Source organism: Staphylococcus sp. HMSC36A10, assembly GCF_001838845.1.
Taxonomy (GTDB): domain Bacteria; phylum Bacillota; class Bacilli; order Staphylococcales; family Staphylococcaceae; genus Staphylococcus; species Staphylococcus aureus.
Map to the genome: position 1 here is coordinate 226,959 of NZ_KV839088.1, position 21,684 is coordinate 248,642.

The window sequence follows — 21,684 nt, forward strand, 5'->3', positions numbered from 1 at the left end:
GGTTTTCTACAATTAAACACGTTTTTGAATTTTGGAAAATTTAGTGTTATAATATATTTGTGATATTTTTCACAATTAAATTGTGGCGTGATTTTAATGTGCATGACCTTTAATTTCACTCATTACTTTTCAATCTTTTAAAAGCGAGGTTTTTAATAATGACAAAAATTATGTTCTTTGGTACGCGTGATTATGAGAAAGAGATGGCATTAAATTGGGGGAAAAAGAATAACGTCGAAGTAACTACTTCTAAAGAGCTATTATCAAGTGCTACTGTCGATCAATTAAAAGATTACGATGGCGTAACTACAATGCAATTTGGTAAGTTAGAAAATGACGTTTATCCTAAATTAGAATCTTACGGTATTAAACAAATTGCACAACGTACTGCTGGATTTGATATGTATGATTTAGATTTAGCTAAAAAACACAATATTGTGATATCTAACGTTCCAAGTTATTCACCTGAAACAATTGCAGAGTATTCTGTTTCTATCGCCCTACAATTAGTGCGTCGCTTCCCAGATATTGAACGCCGTGTACAAGCACATGATTTTACTTGGCAAGCAGAAATCATGTCTAAACCAGTTAAAAATATGACTGTTGCAATTATCGGTACTGGTCGTATCGGTGCTGCTACAGCTAAAATATATGCAGGATTTGGTGCTACAATTACAGCTTATGACGCTTATCCTAATAAAGATTTAGACTTTTTAACATACAAAGATAGTGTTAAAGAAGCTATTAAAGATGCTGATATTATTTCTTTACATGTTCCAGCGAACAAAGAAAGCTATCATTTATTCGATAAAGCTATGTTTGATCATGTGAAAAAAGGTGCAATCTTAGTTAACGCAGCACGTGGTGCAGTCATCAATACACCTGATTTAATCGCTGCAGTGAACGATGGTACTTTGTTAGGTGCTGCGATTGATACTTATGAAAATGAAGCAGCATACTTCACAAATGACTGGACTAATAAAGACATTGACGATAAAACATTATTAGAGTTAATAGAACATGAAAGAATTTTAGTAACACCACATATTGCTTTCTTCTCTGATGAAGCAGTACAAAACCTTGTTGAAGGTGGTTTAAACGCAGCATTATCCGTCATTAACACTGGTACATGTGAAACACGTTTAAATTAATATATTTAAAAGCAAAGGCGCGCCATGTGCCTTTGCTTTTTATTTTGTATATCTGTATCAAAATCAGTTTGATTAAAATCCGCATTATTTTATCATCTATTCAAATGGTTGTAGTGCGCTTATTTTACTATGGCATTATTGCCTAACCTGTTTGAGATATATTAACATTTGATGATTCGTATTCAAAGTTTTCATTTAACATGTATTTAGTATCATGATAGCCGCTTCATTGATGATGTGCTACCTACTTGTTCAATACTTCTTGTTCGATAATTGTTAAAACACCTTGCTTATCGTTACTTGGAGCGACAGCAGAGGCAATATTGAACAATTCTTCATCATGACTATTTTCCATCACATAACTATGCTTAGCGAACGCAAGCATATCTTTATCATTATTCGCATCTCCGAAGGCCATGAGCTCTGAAGAAGACATTCCCCATTTATCTAACAATCGTTTTAAAGCCTGTCCTTTAGTCATGTTTGGCATAATAATATCAATACTATCGTGCCCACTTGAGACAAGTTTAATATCATTGCTGAATTGCGTTGCTACTTCTTCGTCAACATTCGGATGCGTCTCACGATTAATATTAAATGCTATTTTGACATAATCATCCTCAGGTAATTGTTGTAGACTATCAATTTCTTTTAACTGATGATAATAAAATCTCGTATCTTCTTTAAATGCTTCAGAAGTATGTTTCAAAATATACGCGCTTTTCAAACCACAAATGACGAGTTGATCAATACTTTGGTTCATATTTAAGAAATCGACAACCTGTTGAAACACCTGACGATTAAAGCTTTTATAATTATATAACTCATTGCCATTATAAATAACTGCACCATTTTCAGAAATAAAATACATATCTCTGTCCCCGAAAATAGACTGCAACTTCGCATATTGATTACCACTCGCAGCAATAAATGTAATATCTCTATTTCTAAGTTCAGTAAAAATCGCTTCAAATCTAGGTTTATCGTATGTCTTTTTCGAATCTAAAAACGTCCCGTCCATATCTACCGCAATAGCCTTAACCATGATTATCCTCCTCATTGCTCTTTTAGTCGTCTTCATTATATCCATCTCATGACAAGCAATGAAGTTTGTCATACCACAATGAACCTATATTCACATTTTGAAATTGCTTTCATATATGCAAAACAAATTACACTGGATATAGCATTCAGAGGCGCACATAAATTTCAGAATATTGTAAAAATATAACGTTATATTTATCATTTAGACAAAATATAGTGTGATATACTAATTTATAACATCTATACATAATGTGAAAGAATTTTTAAAAATATAATTAAATGTCAGTGTAATAAATCCCTTTATACATAGGAGTTGTATACATGAAACTAAATAACTATTCTTTAAAAGTTAAAAACAAACAACTAGTTGACAATTGTGATTTAAATTTCTATCTTGGTCAGATTAATCACATTGTTGGTAAAAATGGTGTAGGAAAATCTTTATTAGCTAAAGATTTCTTACTAAATAATAGTGGAAATATCCCTAAGTCCATTTCTCAAAATGTAACCTTAATATCAAGTTCATCAAATATTCCTAATGATATAACAAAAGATTTTTTATTATCATTGTTAAAATCAAAATTTAATAACAATCGACAAACCTTCTATAAGATTTATAACATACTAAACATCGAAGCAATACCGTCTAACGTACTACTAAAAAACTTGAGTGATGGTCAAAAACAAAAGCTTAAATTATTAAGTTTCTTATTGGAAGATCATGATTTAATTATATTAGATGAAATTACAAACGCTTTAGACAAGAAAACAGTTAATGAAATTTATGAATTTTTAAATGATTTTATTCAAAGCCATCAAACTAAAACTATTATCAATATTACACATAATTTATCCGATTTAAGTGCTTTGCCGGGTAAATACTTTATTTTTAAAGACCTTCAAATAGAAGAGTACCAATCAAAAGAAGAAGTCATAAATGATTACATTAATTTATAATTGAGGTGTCCACTTTGAAATTAGAATTTAAAAAAAGTATTTCTAATAAAATTATTTTTACATTTGGTGTATTATTTTCATTCCTTTTCTTACTTGGTTATTTTTTACCAATAGGTATTGATAAAGTTAAAAATTTAAGCTATGGTCAGTTTTTCTTTAGTTCTTATACAGTTGCCACTGAATTTGGCTTTTTATTATTTTCATTTGTTATTGCATATTTTATTAATAAAGAGTATTCGAATAAAAATATATTATTTTACAATCTGATTGGCGATAATATATTTACCTTTTTCTATAAAAAAGTAGCAGTTCTATTCATTGAATGTTTAATTTATATTATTTTAGGCATCACAATTATTTCAATAATATATTCGGATTTCTCACATTACTTACTATTAATAATCTTATTTTCACTCGTTATCTTACAATATATCTTAGTTGTTGGAACGATTAGTATGGTTTCACCTAACATTTTAATCAGCTTAGGTATCAGCATTGTATATTGGATTGGTTCAGTCATCTTAGTTGCCATTAATAAAAATATATTTGGTATAGTTGCTCCATTTGAGGCGAGCAACACGATGTATCGTGCCATAGAAAAAATATTGAATAACGAGTCAACATTTATATGTCCTACTGAAATTATAAATACAGTATCATTCTTCGTTCTTCTACTTATAGTTAATACTATTGTCTTATTACTAAGTAGAAAGAGATGGTTGAAAATCAGTATGTAGTATAAAAAAGGAGCGGTATACATTGTCGCTTCTTTTTATTATGTATTTTTACAATCTCCACCAATGACACGTCGTCATTGGTGCCTCAGACCAAACAAAAAACAGTCTCGCAATCAAGACTGTTTTCTACTTAAATATATTCATCCATTATCACAATGGATTATTTGATTTCTGTAGCTACAAAGATTTTACGTTTTTCCCAAACGCCTGTCTTTTCATTGTAATCATCACAAGTAATTAATGTTAATTGTTTATCTTTACCTTTTTGTTCATCTAGAACTTCCACATCTGTAGGCTTAACATCTCTTATACTTGTCATTTTATACTTACGTGTTTCATTACCAACTTTAAAGTACACCATACTACCTTTTTTGGCTGCTTTAAGATTTGTAAATTGATAGTTCGGACGGTCAATGAAAGTGTGTCCTGCAATTGAAATATTTTGATCATCAAGTGATTCATTTTCTTCTGCAAAGCTTATACCTCTATTTAATTGTTCAGGTGTTGCTGGTCCTGGATATACTGGTTCTTTAATATCAGCATCTGGAATTTCAATATAGCCTGCCACTTTTGATTTATCTTTCGGAATCTGAGGTTTAGCTTGCTGCTTATTGTCTTTACTCGCCTGTTCTTTTACATTTTTATCATATTGTTCAATCTTTTCATCTTTATCTTTATCGTGAAGATAATTATCGATATGTGGTTTAGCAAACAAATATGCTGCCACTAGGATAAGTACTACACCAGCGATTGTCATTAATCGATTTGTCCATTTTTTCATACGTTAAGGCTCCTTTTATACATTTCACAATGCCTATTAACATTTCATATAGTATACCATTAATTATAAAATGACTCATAGCAATTCATTTTATAATATTAAATTTGCACATATATTGTCACGTTAGATTTCATTACACATATTTGCATTCAAATAACGAAACGCTTTTAATAATTACTAAGGGGGAATTGATATGATTAGATACGCTAAAAAAGAGGATTTAAACGCTATATTAGCGATATACAATGATGCCATTATCAATACTACAGCTGTTTATACTTATGAACCACAAACCATAGACGAACGTGTCGCATGGTTTGAAACGAAACAACGTAAGCATGAGCCTATCTTTGTATTTGAGGAAAATGGAAGTGTCTTAGGGTTTGCGACGTTCGGTTCGTTTAGACCTTGGCCAGCATACCTATATACAATCGAACATTCTATTTATGTCGATGCTTCAGCTAGAGGAAAAGGTATTGCTAGTCAATTACTACACCATTTAATTGTTGAAGCAAAAGCTAAAGGTTATCGTGCGCTAGTTGCAGGCATTGATGCTTCCAACAAAGCGAGTATTCAGTTGCATCAAAAGTTTGCTTTTAAGCATGCCGGCACACTGACCAATGTAGGCTATAAATTTGATTACTGGTTAGATTTAGCTTTTTATGAATTAGATTTAAAAGACTAGTAGTGTTTAAATCACATAATATAAACAAGACAACCATGTTAATTCACTTAACATAACATGCTAACATATAAAACTATAAACCTCTTAGGGACAATTTACATCGTCCCTTTTTTCATTTCAAATACTATCCCCATAGCTTTGATTTAACGCTTTTTCTCAATAACAAAACGAATATAGTAGAACATGAAAACGATAATCATGCTGAGCGATAAAGATTTAAATAATAGATTGACCCACGTTCCCTCAGTCGTATATCCATATGTAATCGTTGTGTTAATGATGAATGCTATAAAGATGATTGATAGTCTTAGCATATCATCACTCCTTTTAAGTTATTTTAGATATACGGGGGCGCTTTTGCAATCACTATTTTGATTAGCATGTATTTCCCATAAATTTTTCAACTTTATGAAAGATAATTAAGAAGCATCTATCTGGTACTAATGATCCAGACAGATGCTTCTTTTTTATCAATATCTTATTGTTATCTCATTAATTATTTTTAACCATATCTTCAGCTGTGCCAAAGATTTTACGTTTAATTGCTTCGCCAGTTGGTGTGCCTGCTAGTCCACCCAATCCAGTTTCACGTAATGATGCAGGAAGGTTACGACCAACCTTATCCATTGCTTCAATAACTTCATCAACAGGTATTCTACTTTCAATACCTGCTAATGCTAAATCTGCTGAAATTAAAGCGTTACCCGAACCAATTGCATTTCTCATAACACAAGGAATTTCAACAAGTCCGGCTACTGGGTCACAAACTAAACCTAATAAATTACTTATCGCTAATGCCATAGCGTGCCCGGATGCTTCTGGTGATCCTCCGAATATAGCTACTGCTGCAGCTGCGGCCATTGCAGATGCTGAACCAACTTCAGCTTGGCAGCCACCTGTTGCACCAGCTACACTTGCATTGTTTGCTACGACACGCCCAAACAATGCTGAAGTGAATAAGAAATCAATCATTTGCTCTTCTGTTAAATCATGTGTTTTTTCTAATTTAAAAAGTGCACCGGGAATGGTACCCGAGGAACCAGCTGTTGGCGTTGCACAAATAATACCCATCGCAGCATTGACTTCATTTGTTGCAATGGCACCTTTGACTGCATCAATCATTTCATATCCAGACAAAGCATGATGTGTTTCATTATAATCACGTAGTTTAGCAGCGTCATGACCAGTGTAGCCCGTTACACTTTCAACGCCATCACCTGTCGTCCCTTTGATTACTGCGTCTCGCATGACATCTAAATTTTGTTTCATTTGCGCTCGCACTTCATCACGTGATTTACCGCTTAATTCCATTTCTTCTTTAACCATGATATCCGCAAATGACATATTATTTTCTACGGCATAATCTATAGTCTCTCTAATTGAATCAAACATGTTTATTCCCCCTCTAATTTATATAGGAAACGTTTACGTCACTGTATTTCTCTTTAATTGTATTTAATGTCGATTCTGAGATTGCTTTATTTAATGGTATTACAACCAAGCATTTATCTTCATCTATCTTAATAAATTCATCTTTACAGTCTAATTTCATATCGTTGATATCATTAATGAAATGATTTACTTGTGCTTTAGTCATATTTCCGTCAACAACTAAAATTGGTAATCCATGATTTAAATCTACTTCTAGTCCATTTATATGAATACCTTTAATTTTAATTGTACCACCACCGATTGAAATACCGATAATTTCAATGTAGCGACCATCATTACGAGATGATTTAATATAAGCACAGTTTGGATGTTGACCAATACTATCGCCTTCTTCTTCGATGATATCTATTTTAATACCATCATCAGCTGCAATTTCTAATGAAGATTTAATTCGGTTATCAAATGTTGAATATCCCATTGCTCCACCCACAATAGCGACATCTGTACCATGTCCTTGGTGTGTTTGAGCAAATGATTCATAATAATGTATTTCAATATTTTTAGGAATATCTCCCAATATTGCGCGTGCTGAATTCCCAATCTTTACTGCACCAGCCGTATGAGAACTTGAAGGTCCCATCATAACTGGTCCGATAATATCGAAAGCACTTTGATAATCATAGCTCTTTGCCATAATTAAACACTCTCCTTAATATGATTCTTTTTGCTCGGCATTTTAAAGTTGATATTCATTAAATTAAACTTATTAATTAGTGTTCCAATAATATAGGCTAAGACAATGCTGACAATAATCACTGTTGCGATTGTTACAATTGATGTCACTGCATTATTAAAGCCAAACAATACGATGGCGCCTGCAATTGGTGTTGCCATACCTTTGACACCTATTACTAGTCCGCTAAATGTCACGATACATGCGTTGACGACCCCAATCAGTGCATTTGTACCATATAGTTGTACTGGATATTGCGCTATTAAATCAATTTGCGTCAATGGCTCAATACAAACTGCAAATGCTTTTGACGGTCCACCAATGTTTAATTTTCGGAATAAAATAAGGTTAACAAATGAGCTACCTGTACATGTTAGTGCTCCAATAGCCATAGGAACACCTGTCAGTCCTAATAAACTTGTTAATACCATTGAACTTAGCGGTGTCATACCTGTAACAGGAATCACTAGTCCTAAAATGACCGCTAATGCATATGGATTGTTATCACCTACCGCAGTGACAGCACTACCTATTTGTTTTAATGTTGCTAGCACACCAGGTGTAATGATTGATGCAAGTCCGAAAGCAATTGCTGGTGCAAATAAGATCACCACAATTAAGTCCAAGCCTTCTGGAACTTTCTTTTCAATCCATTTAATTAAAAAAGCTACGCCATAAGCTGCGATGAATGCTGGTAATAATTTAAAGTCATGTAATACTAAACCAACAATGACCGCAAATACTGGTGCAACGCCTAAGTTTAAGCACGTTAGAATACCTACTGCGATACCGCTTAAACTTCCTGCTAAATCCCCAATATCTTGTAGAAATTTAATATCAAATACGCCACCAATAGCATAACTTAAGAATGCTTGTGGTAGAAATGTCGCACAAGCTGCACCGGATAATGCTTGTAGTCCTTGTTTACCGTACGGTGCATACTTTAAAAATAGCGTCATGATCACTAAAACCAAGACTAATGTGCCTACACCTAACAGAATATCCATTTCCCAAAAACCTCTCTCTATGTTTATTTTATTTTCAGACCATAAACATCGTACACCCTTAAGAAAACGTTTTCAACTTTTATCTGTTATCAAATCAAATATTTAAGTGAAATATTTCATATTTGTGAAAGATTTTTAAAATGGATTGTTTCAAAAACTACTTATGTTGTCGTTAATATTTACTAATTAACTTTTTACTCTATATTTCAAACAGTTGTGTGACAGTTTTTTGATAACTTTTTTTACATCTGAAAGTAAGTAATATTTCTAAAAAATTTTAATATTTATACACTTTATCTTTCGAGCTATTTATTTTTTGTTTTTGTGCTGTGTTTATAAAACCGCACACTATATTCAAAAATAACTTATTACACATATATTTGCAATAAGATAATTAAAGTAGGATATTATTTTTAGTTTTCTGATAGGAATGATGATAGTCTATAGGTTGAATCTTTACTTTTTTTAAAGCTAAATTTACATCAACTTAACAATGGTTGGTTATACTGAAGATGAAAATATTTAGTATAACTTAGTGGAGGCGATAAAGGTGCAATTGAGTCATTCCGTTAAAGTTGCAATTTCTATCTATTTAGCACTTATCTTTATAACGTTCACTTCTTATTTAGTCATTATTTTATATACGAGTATGACTGGACATGATGTATCACATTTCGTGTTAGATAGTCAGCATTCTCATCATGGATCTCTTACGCAAAAACATTTGAGTCTTCCTGAAATCTCATTTAAATAGTTTATCCTCTGTGTTTCAACATTCATTTCCCATATCGATTCATTTATCTATCATCTAGACCACTACATCTTAGATGATTTTTTTATTTTCTCATTTCACTCTTTCTTAAAAGTCGATATAATGAATTAAATCATTATCATACACCGACATATTTTATGTTGTTGGTGTTAAGTTTTAAAGGGGTGAGATACTTGGCGAACAATCATTCAGCTTTGCGTTTAAAAGGAATTATACTTGCCATTGTCGGTGCTTGTTTATGGGGATTAGGTGGTACTGTTTCTGATTTCTTGTTCAAATATAAGAATATTAATGTCGATTGGTACGTCACTGCTCGACTTGTAGTCAGTGGTGTTTTCTTACTTATTATGTACAAAATGATGCAACCCAAACGTTCTATATTTAGCGTATTCCAAGATCGACGTATGTTAGGCAAATTACTTATCTTCAGTATACTGGGCATGTTAGTTGTACAATATGCTTATATGGCATCTATTAATACAGGTAATGCTGCGATTGCAACATTACTACAATACATTGCGCCAGTTTATATTATTATTTGGTTTGTCATAAGAGGCGTTGCAAAACTAACATTATTTGATGTGCTTGCTATTATCATGACACTATTAGGAACATTTTTATTATTAACGAATGGTTCATTTTCTAATTTAGTCGTCAATCCTGCAAGTTTATTCTGGGGTATTTTAGCTGGTGTAGCACTCGCTTTTTACACAATTTATCCTTCAGACCTACTTAACCGCTTCGGTTCGATTCTAATTGTCGGGTGGGCAATGCTTATTTCTGGTGTTGCGATGAATTTACGCCATCCAATTTGGCACATTGATATCACTAAATGGGACATATCAATTATATTATTTTTAATCTTTGGTATTATCGGTGGTACCGCACTCGCATTTTATTTCTTTATCGACAGTTTACAATACATATCAGCGAAAGAAACAACATTATTCGGAACTGTTGAACCTGTCGTAGCCGTTATCGCAAGCAGTCTATGGTTACATGTGGCATTCAAACCATTTCAAATCGTAGGCATCATTCTTATTATGATTTTAATTTTATTACTATCACTTAAAAGACAACCTGAAGCATTAGATGAATAAGAAAACTCTGATAATCACTTTAGCAAGTAACTATTTTTAACAACGTAGCTACCTTGTATGTGATATCAGAGTTTTTTATTTTAATTAATAATATTTTTCACTTGGTATAAAAAGCGTCGGCGCTCTGGTATCGGAAATACTGGATAAATATGGAATTGGTAATATCCAGGTATAAAGTCATGTTCGATACCTTTTGCACTCAACAATTGCGATAAGTTCAAAGCATCTGGGTACAGTACTTCTTTTGTGCCAACAGTTAATGTAATACGACCTAAACCATCTAAGTCACCATTAATTGGTGATACTTTGTAGTTATCTAAAGGTGTGTCCCCTGCCCATTGTTCAGCTAAGAAAACACTGCCATCCACACCTACCATTGGGTCTTTCTTTAAGTAGTCAGGAATTTCAGGATGCTGCATCGTTGCATCTAAAACTGGTGAAATTAATACAATATGTCCTGGTTGCACAATATGTTTTTCTTTTAACAATTGAGCAAATGATAAAGCAATTTGACCGCCCGCAGAGTCACCCATTACAACGATTTGTTTAGAATCTGCTACTTGATTCAATAAATCATGGTATAACTTTTCAAAAAGCACATACGTCGCTTGATAATCTTGATGCGGAATCTTCGGATATACTGGCATGATGACTTTAGCATTGAGTGTTTCTGCAAGTTCATCAATAAATTCGAAGTGAATTTTAAGTGGGTCTTGGAACCATGCGCCTCCATGTGCGTATAATACAACACGTTGATGCTTATCTTGTTTATCATTAACGGTATAAACGGTTGAACCGTAGTGCTTATCCACTGTTACTGGCATCTTAAACTGATAATTGGTGCCCTCATATTCACCTGCTGTCTGTGGCGCCATTTTTTCTAATGCTTTCATCGCTTCTTCTTTATACATAAAACGACGCTTAGCTCTAGATAATCGTATACCTTGTTCTAACATATAACTTTTCACACTGCGTTTTTCTTTAATTCTAATATGTGCGTATGCTGCTACTAAAAATCCAAACGCAAGTGTAGACCATTTTTTACGCATTTGTCGTCACTCCTCTTTGATGATTTCTACTATAGTTCTACTGTACCATGCTGATTCTTATTACTACCAATATTTACTGGGAAATAAGTTATGATGTCTACATAATCTTAGCAATGCTAATCATTTGCGATATTAATGCTCATCGACATCGTTATTTACACTATCATTCATTTGCTTAAGATGATGTTCAAAACGTTGCATATCGATAAAACGCCCTTGACGATGCATTTCTTTTCCATTCATAAAAATTAAATCCACAGGTACAGTGAAAATATTTAATTCTCCAGCAATAGCTTCCACCTGACTTTGATTAATCACAGCTAATGGCACATTGGGATATGATTGCATCAAGTCTTCAATTTGTGGTAAAACGGCATGACACACGCTACACTGATCGCGCATGACATGTACAACTGCTAACGGATATTGATGAATAAATTCACGGAATGCTTCGACACTATTTAATTGCTTAACCATTTCGAACACCTTCTTACTTTTTATATTTTAAAATGAAGTCATTATTTTGTTGCTAAAATGTCTTGAAACACTTGTGGCACAGAGGTTATCTTCTTATCGCTCAATCTGTAAAAACCGCCTGTCTGTGTACCAATACAATGCACGCCATGTGCGGACACAATTTCAAACTGAAACACCCATTTCATCTTGCTTGCTTTAACTAAGTAAATACGACCTACTGGTTTGTCATGTATTGTGACAGGTACTTTATACTCTGCTTCCGTTTTCATAAGTATAGGTGAAATGCCTTGATTGATCATTGTTGAGTAATTCATGTGCTGATTAATAAACGCTGTTCTCAAATCTTCGAACCATCTAATATAAACGATATTACTAACGACACCCATCGCATCAATGTCGTAACCATTCACTTCGATTTCTTTCTCTGCAACTAATAGACCTTCTGTTGTCATAATGACAAATCTCCTTATCTTACAAATAGATTTAAAATCATGTTAATTTATTTTTATTACTTTCATGATAAAAATACAAGCAATTGAACTTTATTACGGAAAATCAAACTTTTCAATGACGTTATTAATTTGACTAGTCGTGAAGATGCATTTTTCTAAAATGTACAAAAAGTACAATCCCTACTTTCTATCCCCCAAACTAACATCTATGCCATTGCTATACATCATTGCGCACTAAAAAGACAGCAGCTTCATTTTAAGCTACTGCCTTTTGTAAAAATATTCTCTTTCAACTCGCTACTTCGCATACGCACTACGAATGACTAAAAGTTCATTCATTTGATATGCTGTTTCATTTTTAATCATTATTTGACTGTCATAATTAGCTTACCTGGATCAGCATCTTGTACATCTTCAATGACAAGTTCTTTATTTTCAAGATTTGTAATAATCATTGGTGTAACGATGCTTGGTGCGTGTGCTTTCAAGTATGCTAAATTCACTTTCATTAATGGTTGACCTTGTGTTACTTTTTCATCAACGTTAATCAGACTTTCGAATCCTTCACCATTCAGTTTCACTGTATCGATACCAATATGAATAAGTACTTCGACACCACTTTCAGATTCTAATCCTATTGCATGTTTCGTAGGGAAGATTGTTTTCACTGTACCATCAAACGGTGCTACAATTTCACCTTTTTCAGGGATAAAGCCAACACCATCACCCATCATTTTACCAGCGAATACTTGATCAGGTACTTCTGATAATGGAATGATTTGACCGACACCTGGTGCATAGATGTCTGTTGTTCCAAGTGCTTCTACGTGAACTGGTTCATCTGACATTTCTTCAGTCACTGTCGTTTCACTTGGTTTCGTAATTTCACCACTCATAATCTTGGCCATATCATGTTTAATTTGATCTGATTTTGGACCAAAGATAGCTTGCATATTGTTTCCAACTTCTAATACACCTGATGCGCCTAAAGCTTTAATACCTGCTACATCTACTTTTGATTTATCAACCACTTCTACGCGCAGACGTGTAATACATGCATCTAAATGTTTAATGTTTTCTTTTCCACCCATTGCATCTAAGACATCAAATGGTAATTTTGCGACACTAGAGTTACGAATTTCAGTTTCTTCATCTTCACGACCTGGTGTTTTCAATTTAAACTTACGAATTGCAAAGTCGAATAAGAAGTAATACACGATAGCATATACAATACCGACTGGAATAACTAATAATGCGTGTGAACGATCCCAGTTTAATAAACCATATAAAATATAATCTATGAAACCACCTGAGAATGTCATACCAATTTTAACGCCTAATAAATGCATTACTAAGAATGATGTACCAGCTAATAATACGTGAATTCCATAAAGTACTGGTGCTACAAATAAGAATGAAAATTCTAATGGCTCAGTGATACCAGTTAAAAATGCAGTTAATCCTGCTGATAACATTAAACCACCCACGACTTTTTTGCGTTCTGGTCGTGCATTTTTATAAATAGCAAATGCCGCCGCTGGTAAACCAAACATCATAAATGGATATTTACCAGTAGTAAATGCACCAGCAGTAAATGGTACGCCATCTTTCAATTGTGCCATCCAAATACGTTGGTCACCACGAACTAATTCACCTGCGTGATTTGTATAACTTCCGAATTCAAACCAGAACGGTGAATAGAAAATATGATGTAAACCAAATGGAATTAATGAGCGTTCAATAATACCGAATATAAACGTTGTTAATGTTAAATTTTTATTTAATAAGAAATTCGATAAACTATTTAATCCATCTTGAATTGGTGGCCACGCAAAGCTTAAAAGCACACCTGTTGCAATTGCTACGACCGATGTCACAATCGGTACAAATCGTTTACCTGCAAAGAATCCTAAAAATGGTGGTAGTGTAATGTTATAAAATTTGTTGTAGCACCATGCTGCTAAAGCACCCATGATAATACCGCCAAACACACCCGTTTGTAACGTTGGAATACCTAATACTAAGGCATGTGCTGGTTCTTTCGCTGCTTGACTTAATTCTTTTGCCCCTTTGGCATATGAGAAAATGTCATCAATTGTAATGTGCAACACTTTCCCCATTGTTGCATTCATAATTAAGTAACCTACTAGCGCTGCTAATGCTGCAACACCGTCTCCTCCTGCTAATCCAAGTGCTGTACCAACTGCAAATAATAATGGCAAGTTATCAAATACAACTTGTCCTGCTGCTTCCATGACCGACGAAATCATTACAATGATATCGTTTTTTAACCATGGTGCAATTTCTACTAATTGTTCGTTGTGCATTGCGTTACCAAACGCTAATAAAATACCAGCTGCTGGTAAAATCGCAACAGGTAACATTAATGCTTTACCGATACGTTGCAATTGTCCAAACAATTTCTTAAACATATAAACATCCCCTATCTCAATTTCCGCTTCCATGTACAAAAAAAGCAGGCATGAACAAACAAGACTATTCTCATAGTGCGGTTGTTTGCTCATGCCTGCATTACCAGTGACACGCAAGTGATATGTAATTCATAGCTATTATACATATTTGTAAAAGCGTTTTCAACAACTTTTTCACAATTTTATCATCAATTCAGTACGATCATTTGTGATAAATAAACAAAACGGCAATTCCCATTTTGTTGAAATAGAAAATACCGTTTTTATAGTTCAATTCAATTGTGATAACCTTTAAATCAGTTATAAGAAACGTTTTGCTGCAACTGAAATAGGTGGAATTTGATCTAAATCTAAATGTTTATCTTCAGTAATAGATCTAAATGCCCATTTACCATAACCAAGCGCTTCTTCATTTACAATTTTACCTGGTAATGGCGCAGCATTAGGATCAACATATACATCTACAATCGTTGGTACATCTTGTGCTAATGCCTCTTCGACTATAGCATCTACTTCGCTCGCACTTTTAATTGTATAACCTTTACCACCTGCTGCTTCAGCAAATTTGGCATGATCCATATCAGAGAAATCAACCGCATATTCTAATTCACCAGCAGCTTGTTGTTCATATTTAATAAATGCTAACTGTTTGTTATTAAGTACAAATACAGTTAAAGGTAAATCATATTGTACTGCTGTAGCGAAGTCTTGCATTACCATTTGGAATGCACCGTCACCAGCAATTGCGATGGCTTGTCTATTTGGATATGCAATTTTTGATGCCATTGCACCTGGAAGACCGCAACCCATTGTACCTAACCAACTTGAAATGATGAACTTGTTATTTACACCAAGGTTTAAGTATCGAGTTGACCAAACTGTTGCTGTACCTACATCTGCTGAAATCACTGCATCATCTTTAATAAATTTATTGATTGATGCCATTAATCGTTCTGGACGTAATGGTTTACTATTATTATTTTTATCTTGTTCCATCCATTTATCCCAAACCGCTTTACGTTCTAACGTTTTGTTTAAGAATGGTCTTTCAGCAACATGTTTAATATTTTCAGTTAACTGATGCAACGCAATTTTACTATCTCCAACAATTCCTACATTAATATTGAAACGATGTCCGATATTTTTAGGATTTGTGTCAATTTGAATGGCTTTAATATTTTTCTTAGGTAAGTAATCAACATATGGATAGTTTGTACCAACCATAATTAATAAATCCGCTTCCTGCATTGTTTGATAAGATGTTTTGGTACCGATTTTACCTAAGTTACCGATACTATATGGATGATCATCCGGCAAGATTGTCTTAGCTGGTAATGAATGAATGACAGGAATTTTAGCCATTTCAATAAATTCACGTAGCTCATCTTTCGCATGTTTCGCACCTACACCAATTAACATGACAGGCTTTTTACTTTTATTAATTAGTTTAACCGCTTTTTTGATGTCTTTATATTTTGGTGATACTACTGTTGGTCTTGATGTATCTACTGGTTTATTCGTTGTATCTTTAATTTTTTCAGTTAATAAGTCGTTAGGACAAATAACAACAGCTACACCTTTTTGTTCATATGCCGTACGAATTGCTTCGTTAACGATTTCAAACACATTGTCACCTTTTTCAATTTGGTGATTATAAACGGCTACATCTTCACATAATTTTTGTAAATTTGTTTCTTGGAATGCTTTCGTTCCAAGTGCTGTACTATTCGTTTGTCCAGATAATATTAATTGCGGTACATTATCCATTTTGGCATCATACATACCATTTAATAAATGAATTAAACCAGGGCCACCGATACTTAATGCCACACCGATTTTACCAGTTAATTTTGTGTAACCAGCAGCCGCTAAGCTTGCTACTTCTTCATGACGTACATGATAAAATTTAAATTGATCTCTCACTGTACGTAAACTATCGACTACTGCGTCGATTGAGTCTCCTGGAATACCATACAAGTGATCTATATCCCATGCTTGTAATGCTTTAACTAATGCTTCATTTGCTTTTATTTTTGCCATTATTACTAATAGCCTCCCTTTCTGTCTATCATTTTAAATATCTAAATTAATAGAATAATAAAATTAGAACAGGTATTAACACTGAACTAATAACTGCAGTTAAAATCATCCCAATTGAACTAAATGCACCGGATTCAATATCCATTTCTAGTGCTTTAGCTGTGCCAAATGCATGTGACGCATTCCCATACGTTAAACCTTTGGCGATAGAAGATTCAAATCTTCCAAATCTTAATAACATCGAACCTAAAATACTACCGATTAAACCCGTTGTGATAATAAAAAGTACGGTCATCGTATCTGTACCACCTAGTTCATGTGACACTTCGATACCTACTGCGGCTGTTATAGATCGGGGCAATAACGTTACAATGACGTCTTTAGAATAGCCAAATGCTTTAAGTGTTAAGAACACTAACATGAAATTCAGCATGACGCCAGTTAATACACTTGCAAAAATGATAGAGACATTGTCTTTAATTTTCTCTCTATTTTTATAAAGTGGGTACGCTAAACATACGACCGTTGCGTTTAAAATATGGTTGATCCAACTGCCACCTTTCATATACCCGTTATAACTAATTCCAAAGATAAGTAAGACAAAAATAATTCCTAAAGATGCAATTAATGCTGGATTCAAAAATGGGTTCGGATATTTTTGTTGTAACCTTTTAGCGAAATAATATAAAACGACAGTCAACAAAATCATTAATAAGGCTTGCACGTAATCATTCATAAGCGTCTACACCTTTACGATGTTTATGTTTAACAGACATTTTTTCAGCAATATAACCTGAAGATAATGCAACAATACATGTTCCTATGATAATGACTGCGAAAAAGAGTATATAATTTAGCGTAATTTCGGAAGCAACATCCATAATACCTACAACTGACGGTATGAAGAAAAAGACCATCGTCTTTAATAAAAAGTTTGCACCGTCTTCTACCCAAGTTAACGGTACAATCTTAAATTGTAATAGTAAATAAAATAAAAATAGACCAACAATACTGCCGGCTAAGGGAAGATGAAAAATCTTTTGAATTTCTGTGCCAATATAAGTAATCACAATGATGATTCCTAGTTGTAGTAGTAGTTTGATTATTAATTGGACTTTGTGCATGGCGCCATCCCTTTCTAAATATGTCTAAATTGTTACAATAACTATTATAAAGATGGCGTACACAATATAAAAATACTCTTTTTTTATAGTTTGTATTACTATTTTCTATGGAAACGCTCTCTAAATTTCACTTCATTTTCACAAAAAAACACTCATTATTTCAATGACCCACGTAATGATGCGCCTTAAATAATGAGTGCTTTATTAATATGTTAGCCTAAACGGTCTTTCAAAAATTCTATCCATTTCGTTGTGGCATGACTTAATTGTTTATCCTTCTTCCAAACAACACCTAATTCCCAATGTACATGAGCATCTTCAATGCGTAGCAGCTTCACATCTCCATTTAGTTGCTCTGAAATTGATGTTGGTAAAATACTAATACCTAATTCATTCGTAACTAAATCTTCTATAACATGCCATTGTGAAATTTGCGCTACAGTATTCGGAACAAAGCCAACGTTTTTAGCATTTTCAATAATTTTATCATTCAAGTAAAAGTCTTTATTAAATAAAATGAAGTCTTCACCTGCTAAATCTTCGAGTTTAACAGTTTCATATTTTGCGAGTCGATGCTCTCTGCTCACGATAAGTCGCAAATCTTCCTTATCTAGGGTAGTATAATCGAAAATATGATGATCGACTGGCAAAGTGGTCACGCCTATATCTACTTCATCATTGATAATTTGCTGTTCAATTGTTTTACCGCCATTTTCTATCAAATTATATGTAACATTTGGATATTGTTGATGGAATGCACCAAGAATATTGATAAGAATCTTCATATTCATGACTGCCGACATGCCCATGTTTATATGTCCTGTTTCCAGTCCATTCAAGCGTTCCATTTCAGATGGTAAATAATCATACAGTGCAACAATTTCTTTACTTTTCTCATAAAAAATTTGACCTGCATCGGTAAGAATTAAATGTCTTTTACTTCTATCAAATAAGGGCGTGCCCATTTCATTTTCAATATCTTTAATTGCTTTACTAATTGTAGGTTGTGCAATATATAATGATTTGGAAGCATTAGTCATGCCTCCTTGCTTAACGACTTCAATAAAATATTTCATATGTTTGATATCCACTAACATCATCCTAACTATTTCAACACGTTTATTTCATTATACACAACTTCTTAAACATTCAATAAATTTAGATTTATAAAATTGCTTTATAAAAAGTTTTATGTAAAATACACATTCTTTTATGGTATTATATTAATGGCTCAAGTATATTAATCGAGGTGAGGTATTGAGCTTTTACGAATTTATGCAAAGTTTTCTTGGTGATGACACACCATTAGGTGAATTGGTTGATTGGATTAATCAAGATAGCAATTTCCCTAGAGAAGTGAAGAGCCATAGTGAAATATTGTCATATTTTCGAACAAATCCATGTCCTGAAAGCATCTCAGTACCTGTAATTAAACGGGCACTATCAGTTTTCAACCAATTCACAAATGTACAATGATACATGAATACATGGAGTCACATCATCTCATGTTAGCGCTCTGATTGCAGGGCGCTATTTTTAATGTTATTGCTACATTTAGTATATTGTGATTGCTATTTTCTTTCAGTTATAGAACCACGTACCTTTTCTTTTAAATCATTTTATATTTTCCCACTAATATCCGCTGTTAATCAATCCTGACATCCTTGTATCACTATGACAATTAATTGTTAAATACATGAATTTCTACATTTTATGAAAAAATCCATTTTTATTACAATTCAACACTTTATATGACAACTTCATTACAGTTACTTTTATTGTTGATTGCTTACATTGTTTTCTAAAAAAAATTTGTTATCATAATTAACGTTGAATAAAGAAAAAAATTAACTTGGGAGATAAAAATGGAATATAAAAAGATACTAATTCGTTTATTAATTGCTTTTGCAGTACTTTTCTCAGCAGATTTCACTTATCAATCCGTCGAACAAACGCATCAATCGCATGCCGCAGTTAATTATTATAGTAAAAACCAATGTACATGGTGGGCATTTAAACGTCGCGCACAAGTCGGTAAACCTGTTTCTAATAGATGGGGCAATGCTAAAAATTGGTATTACAATGCACGTAAATCAAAATATGCGACTGGTCGTACACCAAGAAAATTTGCTGTCATGCAATCAACTGCAGGATATTATGGACATGTCGCAGTTGTTGAACAAGTATATAAAAACGGTAGTATTAAAGTTTCAGAATACAACTTTTATCGCCCATTAAAATACAATACACGTGTACTAAGCAAAAAGGCAGCACGTAACTTTAACTATATTTACTAATCAAAAAACTTCTATCACGAACGCTTCAATTTCCTGTATGCGTGTGATAGAAGTTTTTATTTTTGTTCATATTAATTTATCTAAGCGCTACGATGGACTGACCTAAACTTTTCTTTAAAATCGCTATTTGCAATTTACTATTGTTGGCTTCTTAAATCTTGTAAAATACGTTCCGCTGCTTGTGTATTTGCACGGGGTTCTTTTTTCAAAGCTTCAGCTACTTTAGCAATTTCATCACCTTTTGCTCCTACAACAATAGCTAATGATTTATATTGTAAACTCATATGACCTTGTTGAATACCTTCTGACACAAGCGCGCGACATGCTGCAAAGTTTTGCGCTAAACCAACGGCAGCAACTACATGACCTAATTCTTGTGCTGACTCTACATTTAGTAGCTCTAATGAAGCTTTAGCTATTGGTAATACTTTCGTACCACCCCCAACAATTGCCAATGTCATAGGCACTTCAATTGTACCAATCAATCGTTGACGATCTTGATCGTAACGCCATGTAGCAATACCACGATACTGTCCGTCACGACTTGCGTATGCATGCGCACTTGCTTCTGCACCACGCGTATCATTTCCTGTTGCTAAAACAACAGCATGTATGCCATTCATAACACCTTTATTATGTGTTGCTGCACGATGAATATCTACTTGTGCCAATACAGAAGCACGTTCCATTCGTTTGGCAACCTCTTCTCCAGTTCTCTCGCCCCTTGCTAAATCTTTAACATCAATTTCGCCTTGAACTTTAACAACGGACGCTGTTGCATGATTGGATAAAATACTCATTAAAATGTCGCTTTGCGGAAATTCATTTTTTAAAAATGCAGTTATGGCCTCTAAAATCGTATTAAGCATATTAGCGCCCATAGCATCTTTCGTATCAACAAATACTTTTAAAGATAGTAACTGTTGCTCAGGAAATGTATCAATCGCTATACGTTGGTAACCACCACCACGCGCTTTAATAGAAGGATATGCCTCATCCGCAATTTTATGAATTTGCTTTTCTAAAGCTTTAATGTCTGCTGATAATTTTTCAGTATCGTCAACGCCATCAAAGACGATTTGACCTATCATAATACGTTCAGAAGATACCGTTTTAAATCCGCCAGTCTGATTCACTAGCTTTGCACCATAACTAGCTGCAGCGACAACTGAAGGCTCTTCCACCATCATAGGTACAACATATGCCTTATCGTCCACAATGATATTCGGTAATAATCCAACGGGTAATGCACCTTGCGCGATGACATTTTCAATTAAACTATTGGCTACTTCTTCATCGATTAATGGATGATTCAGTAAAATGTCGAATTGTTCTTCTGATAACCATTGCTTATCAACCAATTGTTGTAACTTTTCTTTACGAGATAAATGTCGAAAATTCTTATCTAAATTTTGCATGGACGTACTCCTTTTACTTCACATAATTTTTAACAT

General features: G+C 33.6%; 24 protein-coding genes. 8 read left to right on the forward strand and 16 right to left on the reverse strand.

What is annotated here, in order from left to right:
• Nucleotides 1–158: 158 nt before the first annotated feature.
• Nucleotides 159–1,151, forward strand: a complete 993-nt coding sequence (locus HMPREF3247_RS04940) for a D-lactate dehydrogenase (protein WP_000161536.1) — start codon at nucleotides 159–161, stop codon at nucleotides 1,149–1,151.
• Between the two features lie 244 nt (nucleotides 1,152–1,395).
• Here the strand turns inward: HMPREF3247_RS04940 and HMPREF3247_RS04945 are convergent, their stop codons facing one another.
• Nucleotides 1,396–2,196, reverse strand: a complete 801-nt coding sequence (locus HMPREF3247_RS04945) for a Cof-type HAD-IIB family hydrolase (RefSeq protein ID WP_000237535.1) — start codon at nucleotides 2,194–2,196, stop codon at nucleotides 1,396–1,398.
• 320 nt (nucleotides 2,197–2,516) lie between these two features.
• Here HMPREF3247_RS04945 and HMPREF3247_RS04950 point away from each other — a divergent pair, with 320 nt between their 5' ends.
• Both HMPREF3247_RS04950 and HMPREF3247_RS04955 read left to right on the forward strand, forming a co-directional pair.
• Nucleotides 2,517–3,152, forward strand: coding sequence for an ATP-binding cassette domain-containing protein (locus HMPREF3247_RS04950; protein ID WP_000773926.1), 636 nt, complete (start codon nucleotides 2,517–2,519; stop codon nucleotides 3,150–3,152).
• Nucleotides 3,153–3,157: 5 nt separating this feature from the next.
• The gene (locus HMPREF3247_RS04955) at nucleotides 3,158–3,889 is read left to right on the forward strand and encodes a peptide ABC transporter permease (RefSeq protein ID WP_072467495.1); all 732 of its coding nucleotides are present in this window, start codon (nucleotides 3,158–3,160) and stop codon (nucleotides 3,887–3,889) included.
• A 160-nt stretch (nucleotides 3,890–4,049) separates the two neighbouring features.
• Here HMPREF3247_RS04955 and srtA read toward each other — a convergent pair whose 3' ends face one another.
• Complete coding sequence (gene srtA / locus HMPREF3247_RS04960) at nucleotides 4,050–4,670, reverse strand: class A sortase SrtA (protein ID WP_000759365.1); 621 nt, start codon at nucleotides 4,668–4,670, stop codon at nucleotides 4,050–4,052.
• Nucleotides 4,671–4,863: 193 nt separating this feature from the next.
• Between srtA and HMPREF3247_RS04965 the strand changes: the two genes are divergently transcribed.
• Nucleotides 4,864–5,355, forward strand: a complete 492-nt coding sequence (locus tag HMPREF3247_RS04965) for a GNAT family N-acetyltransferase (protein ID WP_000621928.1) — start codon at nucleotides 4,864–4,866, stop codon at nucleotides 5,353–5,355.
• Between the two features lie 143 nt (nucleotides 5,356–5,498).
• Here HMPREF3247_RS04965 and HMPREF3247_RS04970 read toward each other — a convergent pair whose 3' ends face one another.
• From HMPREF3247_RS04970 to HMPREF3247_RS04990, 5 genes are all read right to left on the reverse strand, one after another.
• The gene (locus tag HMPREF3247_RS04970; protein WP_001549802.1) at nucleotides 5,499–5,669 is read right to left on the reverse strand and encodes a hypothetical protein; all 171 of its coding nucleotides are present in this window, start codon (nucleotides 5,667–5,669) and stop codon (nucleotides 5,499–5,501) included.
• Nucleotides 5,670–5,730: 61 nt separating this feature from the next.
• Nucleotides 5,731–5,829 carry a hypothetical protein gene (locus HMPREF3247_RS04975; protein ID WP_031762133.1) on the reverse strand — a complete coding sequence of 33 codons (99 nt, stop codon included), beginning with the start codon at nucleotides 5,827–5,829 and terminating at the stop codon, nucleotides 5,731–5,733.
• 18 nt (nucleotides 5,830–5,847) lie between these two features.
• On the reverse strand, nucleotides 5,848–6,747 hold the full coding sequence (gene sdaAA, locus HMPREF3247_RS04980) for an L-serine ammonia-lyase, iron-sulfur-dependent, subunit alpha (RefSeq protein WP_000460421.1): 900 nt from the start codon (nucleotides 6,745–6,747) through the stop codon (nucleotides 5,848–5,850).
• 13 nt (nucleotides 6,748–6,760) lie between these two features.
• Nucleotides 6,761–7,441: an L-serine ammonia-lyase, iron-sulfur-dependent subunit beta gene (gene sdaAB / locus HMPREF3247_RS04985; protein ID WP_001140234.1), complete on the reverse strand. Its 681-nt coding sequence runs from the start codon at nucleotides 7,439–7,441 to the stop codon at nucleotides 6,761–6,763.
• Nucleotides 7,442–7,443: 2 nt separating this feature from the next.
• On the reverse strand, nucleotides 7,444–8,487 hold the full coding sequence (locus tag HMPREF3247_RS04990) for a PTS sugar transporter subunit IIC (RefSeq protein WP_000353634.1): 1,044 nt from the start codon (nucleotides 8,485–8,487) through the stop codon (nucleotides 7,444–7,446).
• A gap of 550 nt (nucleotides 8,488–9,037) precedes the next feature.
• Here HMPREF3247_RS04990 and HMPREF3247_RS04995 point away from each other — a divergent pair.
• Both HMPREF3247_RS04995 and HMPREF3247_RS05000 read left to right on the forward strand, forming a co-directional pair.
• On the forward strand, nucleotides 9,038–9,241 hold the full coding sequence (locus HMPREF3247_RS04995; protein ID WP_001177186.1) for a hypothetical protein: 204 nt from the start codon (nucleotides 9,038–9,040) through the stop codon (nucleotides 9,239–9,241).
• Nucleotides 9,242–9,423: 182 nt separating this feature from the next.
• The gene (locus HMPREF3247_RS05000; protein WP_072362001.1) at nucleotides 9,424–10,359 is read left to right on the forward strand and encodes a DMT family transporter; all 936 of its coding nucleotides are present in this window, start codon (nucleotides 9,424–9,426) and stop codon (nucleotides 10,357–10,359) included.
• 80 nt (nucleotides 10,360–10,439) lie between these two features.
• Here the strand turns inward: HMPREF3247_RS05000 and HMPREF3247_RS05005 are convergent, their stop codons facing one another.
• The 8 genes from HMPREF3247_RS05005 to HMPREF3247_RS05040 all read right to left on the reverse strand — a co-directional run bounded on the left by HMPREF3247_RS05005 (nucleotide 10,440) and on the right by HMPREF3247_RS05040 (nucleotide 19,024).
• Nucleotides 10,440–11,408 (reverse strand): alpha/beta hydrolase fold domain-containing protein, encoded by a 969-nt coding sequence (locus HMPREF3247_RS05005; RefSeq protein WP_001228169.1) that lies wholly within the window; start codon nucleotides 11,406–11,408, stop codon nucleotides 10,440–10,442.
• A 132-nt stretch (nucleotides 11,409–11,540) separates the two neighbouring features.
• Nucleotides 11,541–11,885, reverse strand: a complete 345-nt coding sequence (locus tag HMPREF3247_RS05010; RefSeq protein ID WP_000240662.1) for a thioredoxin family protein — start codon at nucleotides 11,883–11,885, stop codon at nucleotides 11,541–11,543.
• Nucleotides 11,886–11,926: 41 nt separating this feature from the next.
• On the reverse strand, nucleotides 11,927–12,337 hold the full coding sequence (locus HMPREF3247_RS05015; protein WP_000206033.1) for an acyl-CoA thioesterase: 411 nt from the start codon (nucleotides 12,335–12,337) through the stop codon (nucleotides 11,927–11,929).
• A gap of 365 nt (nucleotides 12,338–12,702) precedes the next feature.
• Complete coding sequence (gene ptsG, locus HMPREF3247_RS05020) at nucleotides 12,703–14,769, reverse strand: glucose-specific PTS transporter subunit IIBC (RefSeq protein ID WP_000473680.1); 2,067 nt, start codon at nucleotides 14,767–14,769, stop codon at nucleotides 12,703–12,705.
• A gap of 300 nt (nucleotides 14,770–15,069) precedes the next feature.
• Entirely contained in the window at nucleotides 15,070–16,809 is a 1,740-nt protein-coding gene (locus HMPREF3247_RS05025) for a pyruvate oxidase (RefSeq protein ID WP_001062662.1), read from the reverse strand.
• 46 nt (nucleotides 16,810–16,855) lie between these two features.
• On the reverse strand, nucleotides 16,856–17,545 hold the full coding sequence (locus HMPREF3247_RS05030; protein ID WP_001001019.1) for an LrgB family protein: 690 nt from the start codon (nucleotides 17,543–17,545) through the stop codon (nucleotides 16,856–16,858).
• Complete coding sequence (gene cidA / locus HMPREF3247_RS05035) at nucleotides 17,538–17,933, reverse strand: holin-like murein hydrolase modulator CidA (RefSeq protein ID WP_000549734.1); 396 nt, start codon at nucleotides 17,931–17,933, stop codon at nucleotides 17,538–17,540. Before cidA ends, HMPREF3247_RS05030 begins: the two co-directional genes overlap by 8 nt.
• Before the next feature lie 212 nt (nucleotides 17,934–18,145).
• Complete coding sequence (locus HMPREF3247_RS05040; protein WP_000351761.1) at nucleotides 18,146–19,024, reverse strand: cidABC operon transcriptional activator CidR; 879 nt, start codon at nucleotides 19,022–19,024, stop codon at nucleotides 18,146–18,148.
• 166 nt (nucleotides 19,025–19,190) lie between these two features.
• Here HMPREF3247_RS05040 and HMPREF3247_RS05045 point away from each other — a divergent pair, with 166 nt between their 5' ends.
• Both HMPREF3247_RS05045 and HMPREF3247_RS05050 read left to right on the forward strand, forming a co-directional pair.
• Nucleotides 19,191–19,409, forward strand: coding sequence for a sterile alpha motif-like domain-containing protein (locus tag HMPREF3247_RS05045; RefSeq protein ID WP_000011687.1), 219 nt, complete (start codon nucleotides 19,191–19,193; stop codon nucleotides 19,407–19,409).
• 389 nt (nucleotides 19,410–19,798) lie between these two features.
• A complete protein-coding gene (locus HMPREF3247_RS05050) occupies nucleotides 19,799–20,230 on the forward strand; it encodes a CHAP domain-containing protein (protein ID WP_000455861.1) in 432 nt (143 codons plus the stop codon).
• Between the two features lie 137 nt (nucleotides 20,231–20,367).
• Here HMPREF3247_RS05050 and HMPREF3247_RS05055 read toward each other — a convergent pair whose 3' ends face one another.
• Nucleotides 20,368–21,648, reverse strand: a complete 1,281-nt coding sequence (locus tag HMPREF3247_RS05055) for a hydroxymethylglutaryl-CoA reductase, degradative (RefSeq protein WP_001180324.1) — start codon at nucleotides 21,646–21,648, stop codon at nucleotides 20,368–20,370.
• Between the last annotated feature and the right edge of the window lie 36 nt (nucleotides 21,649–21,684).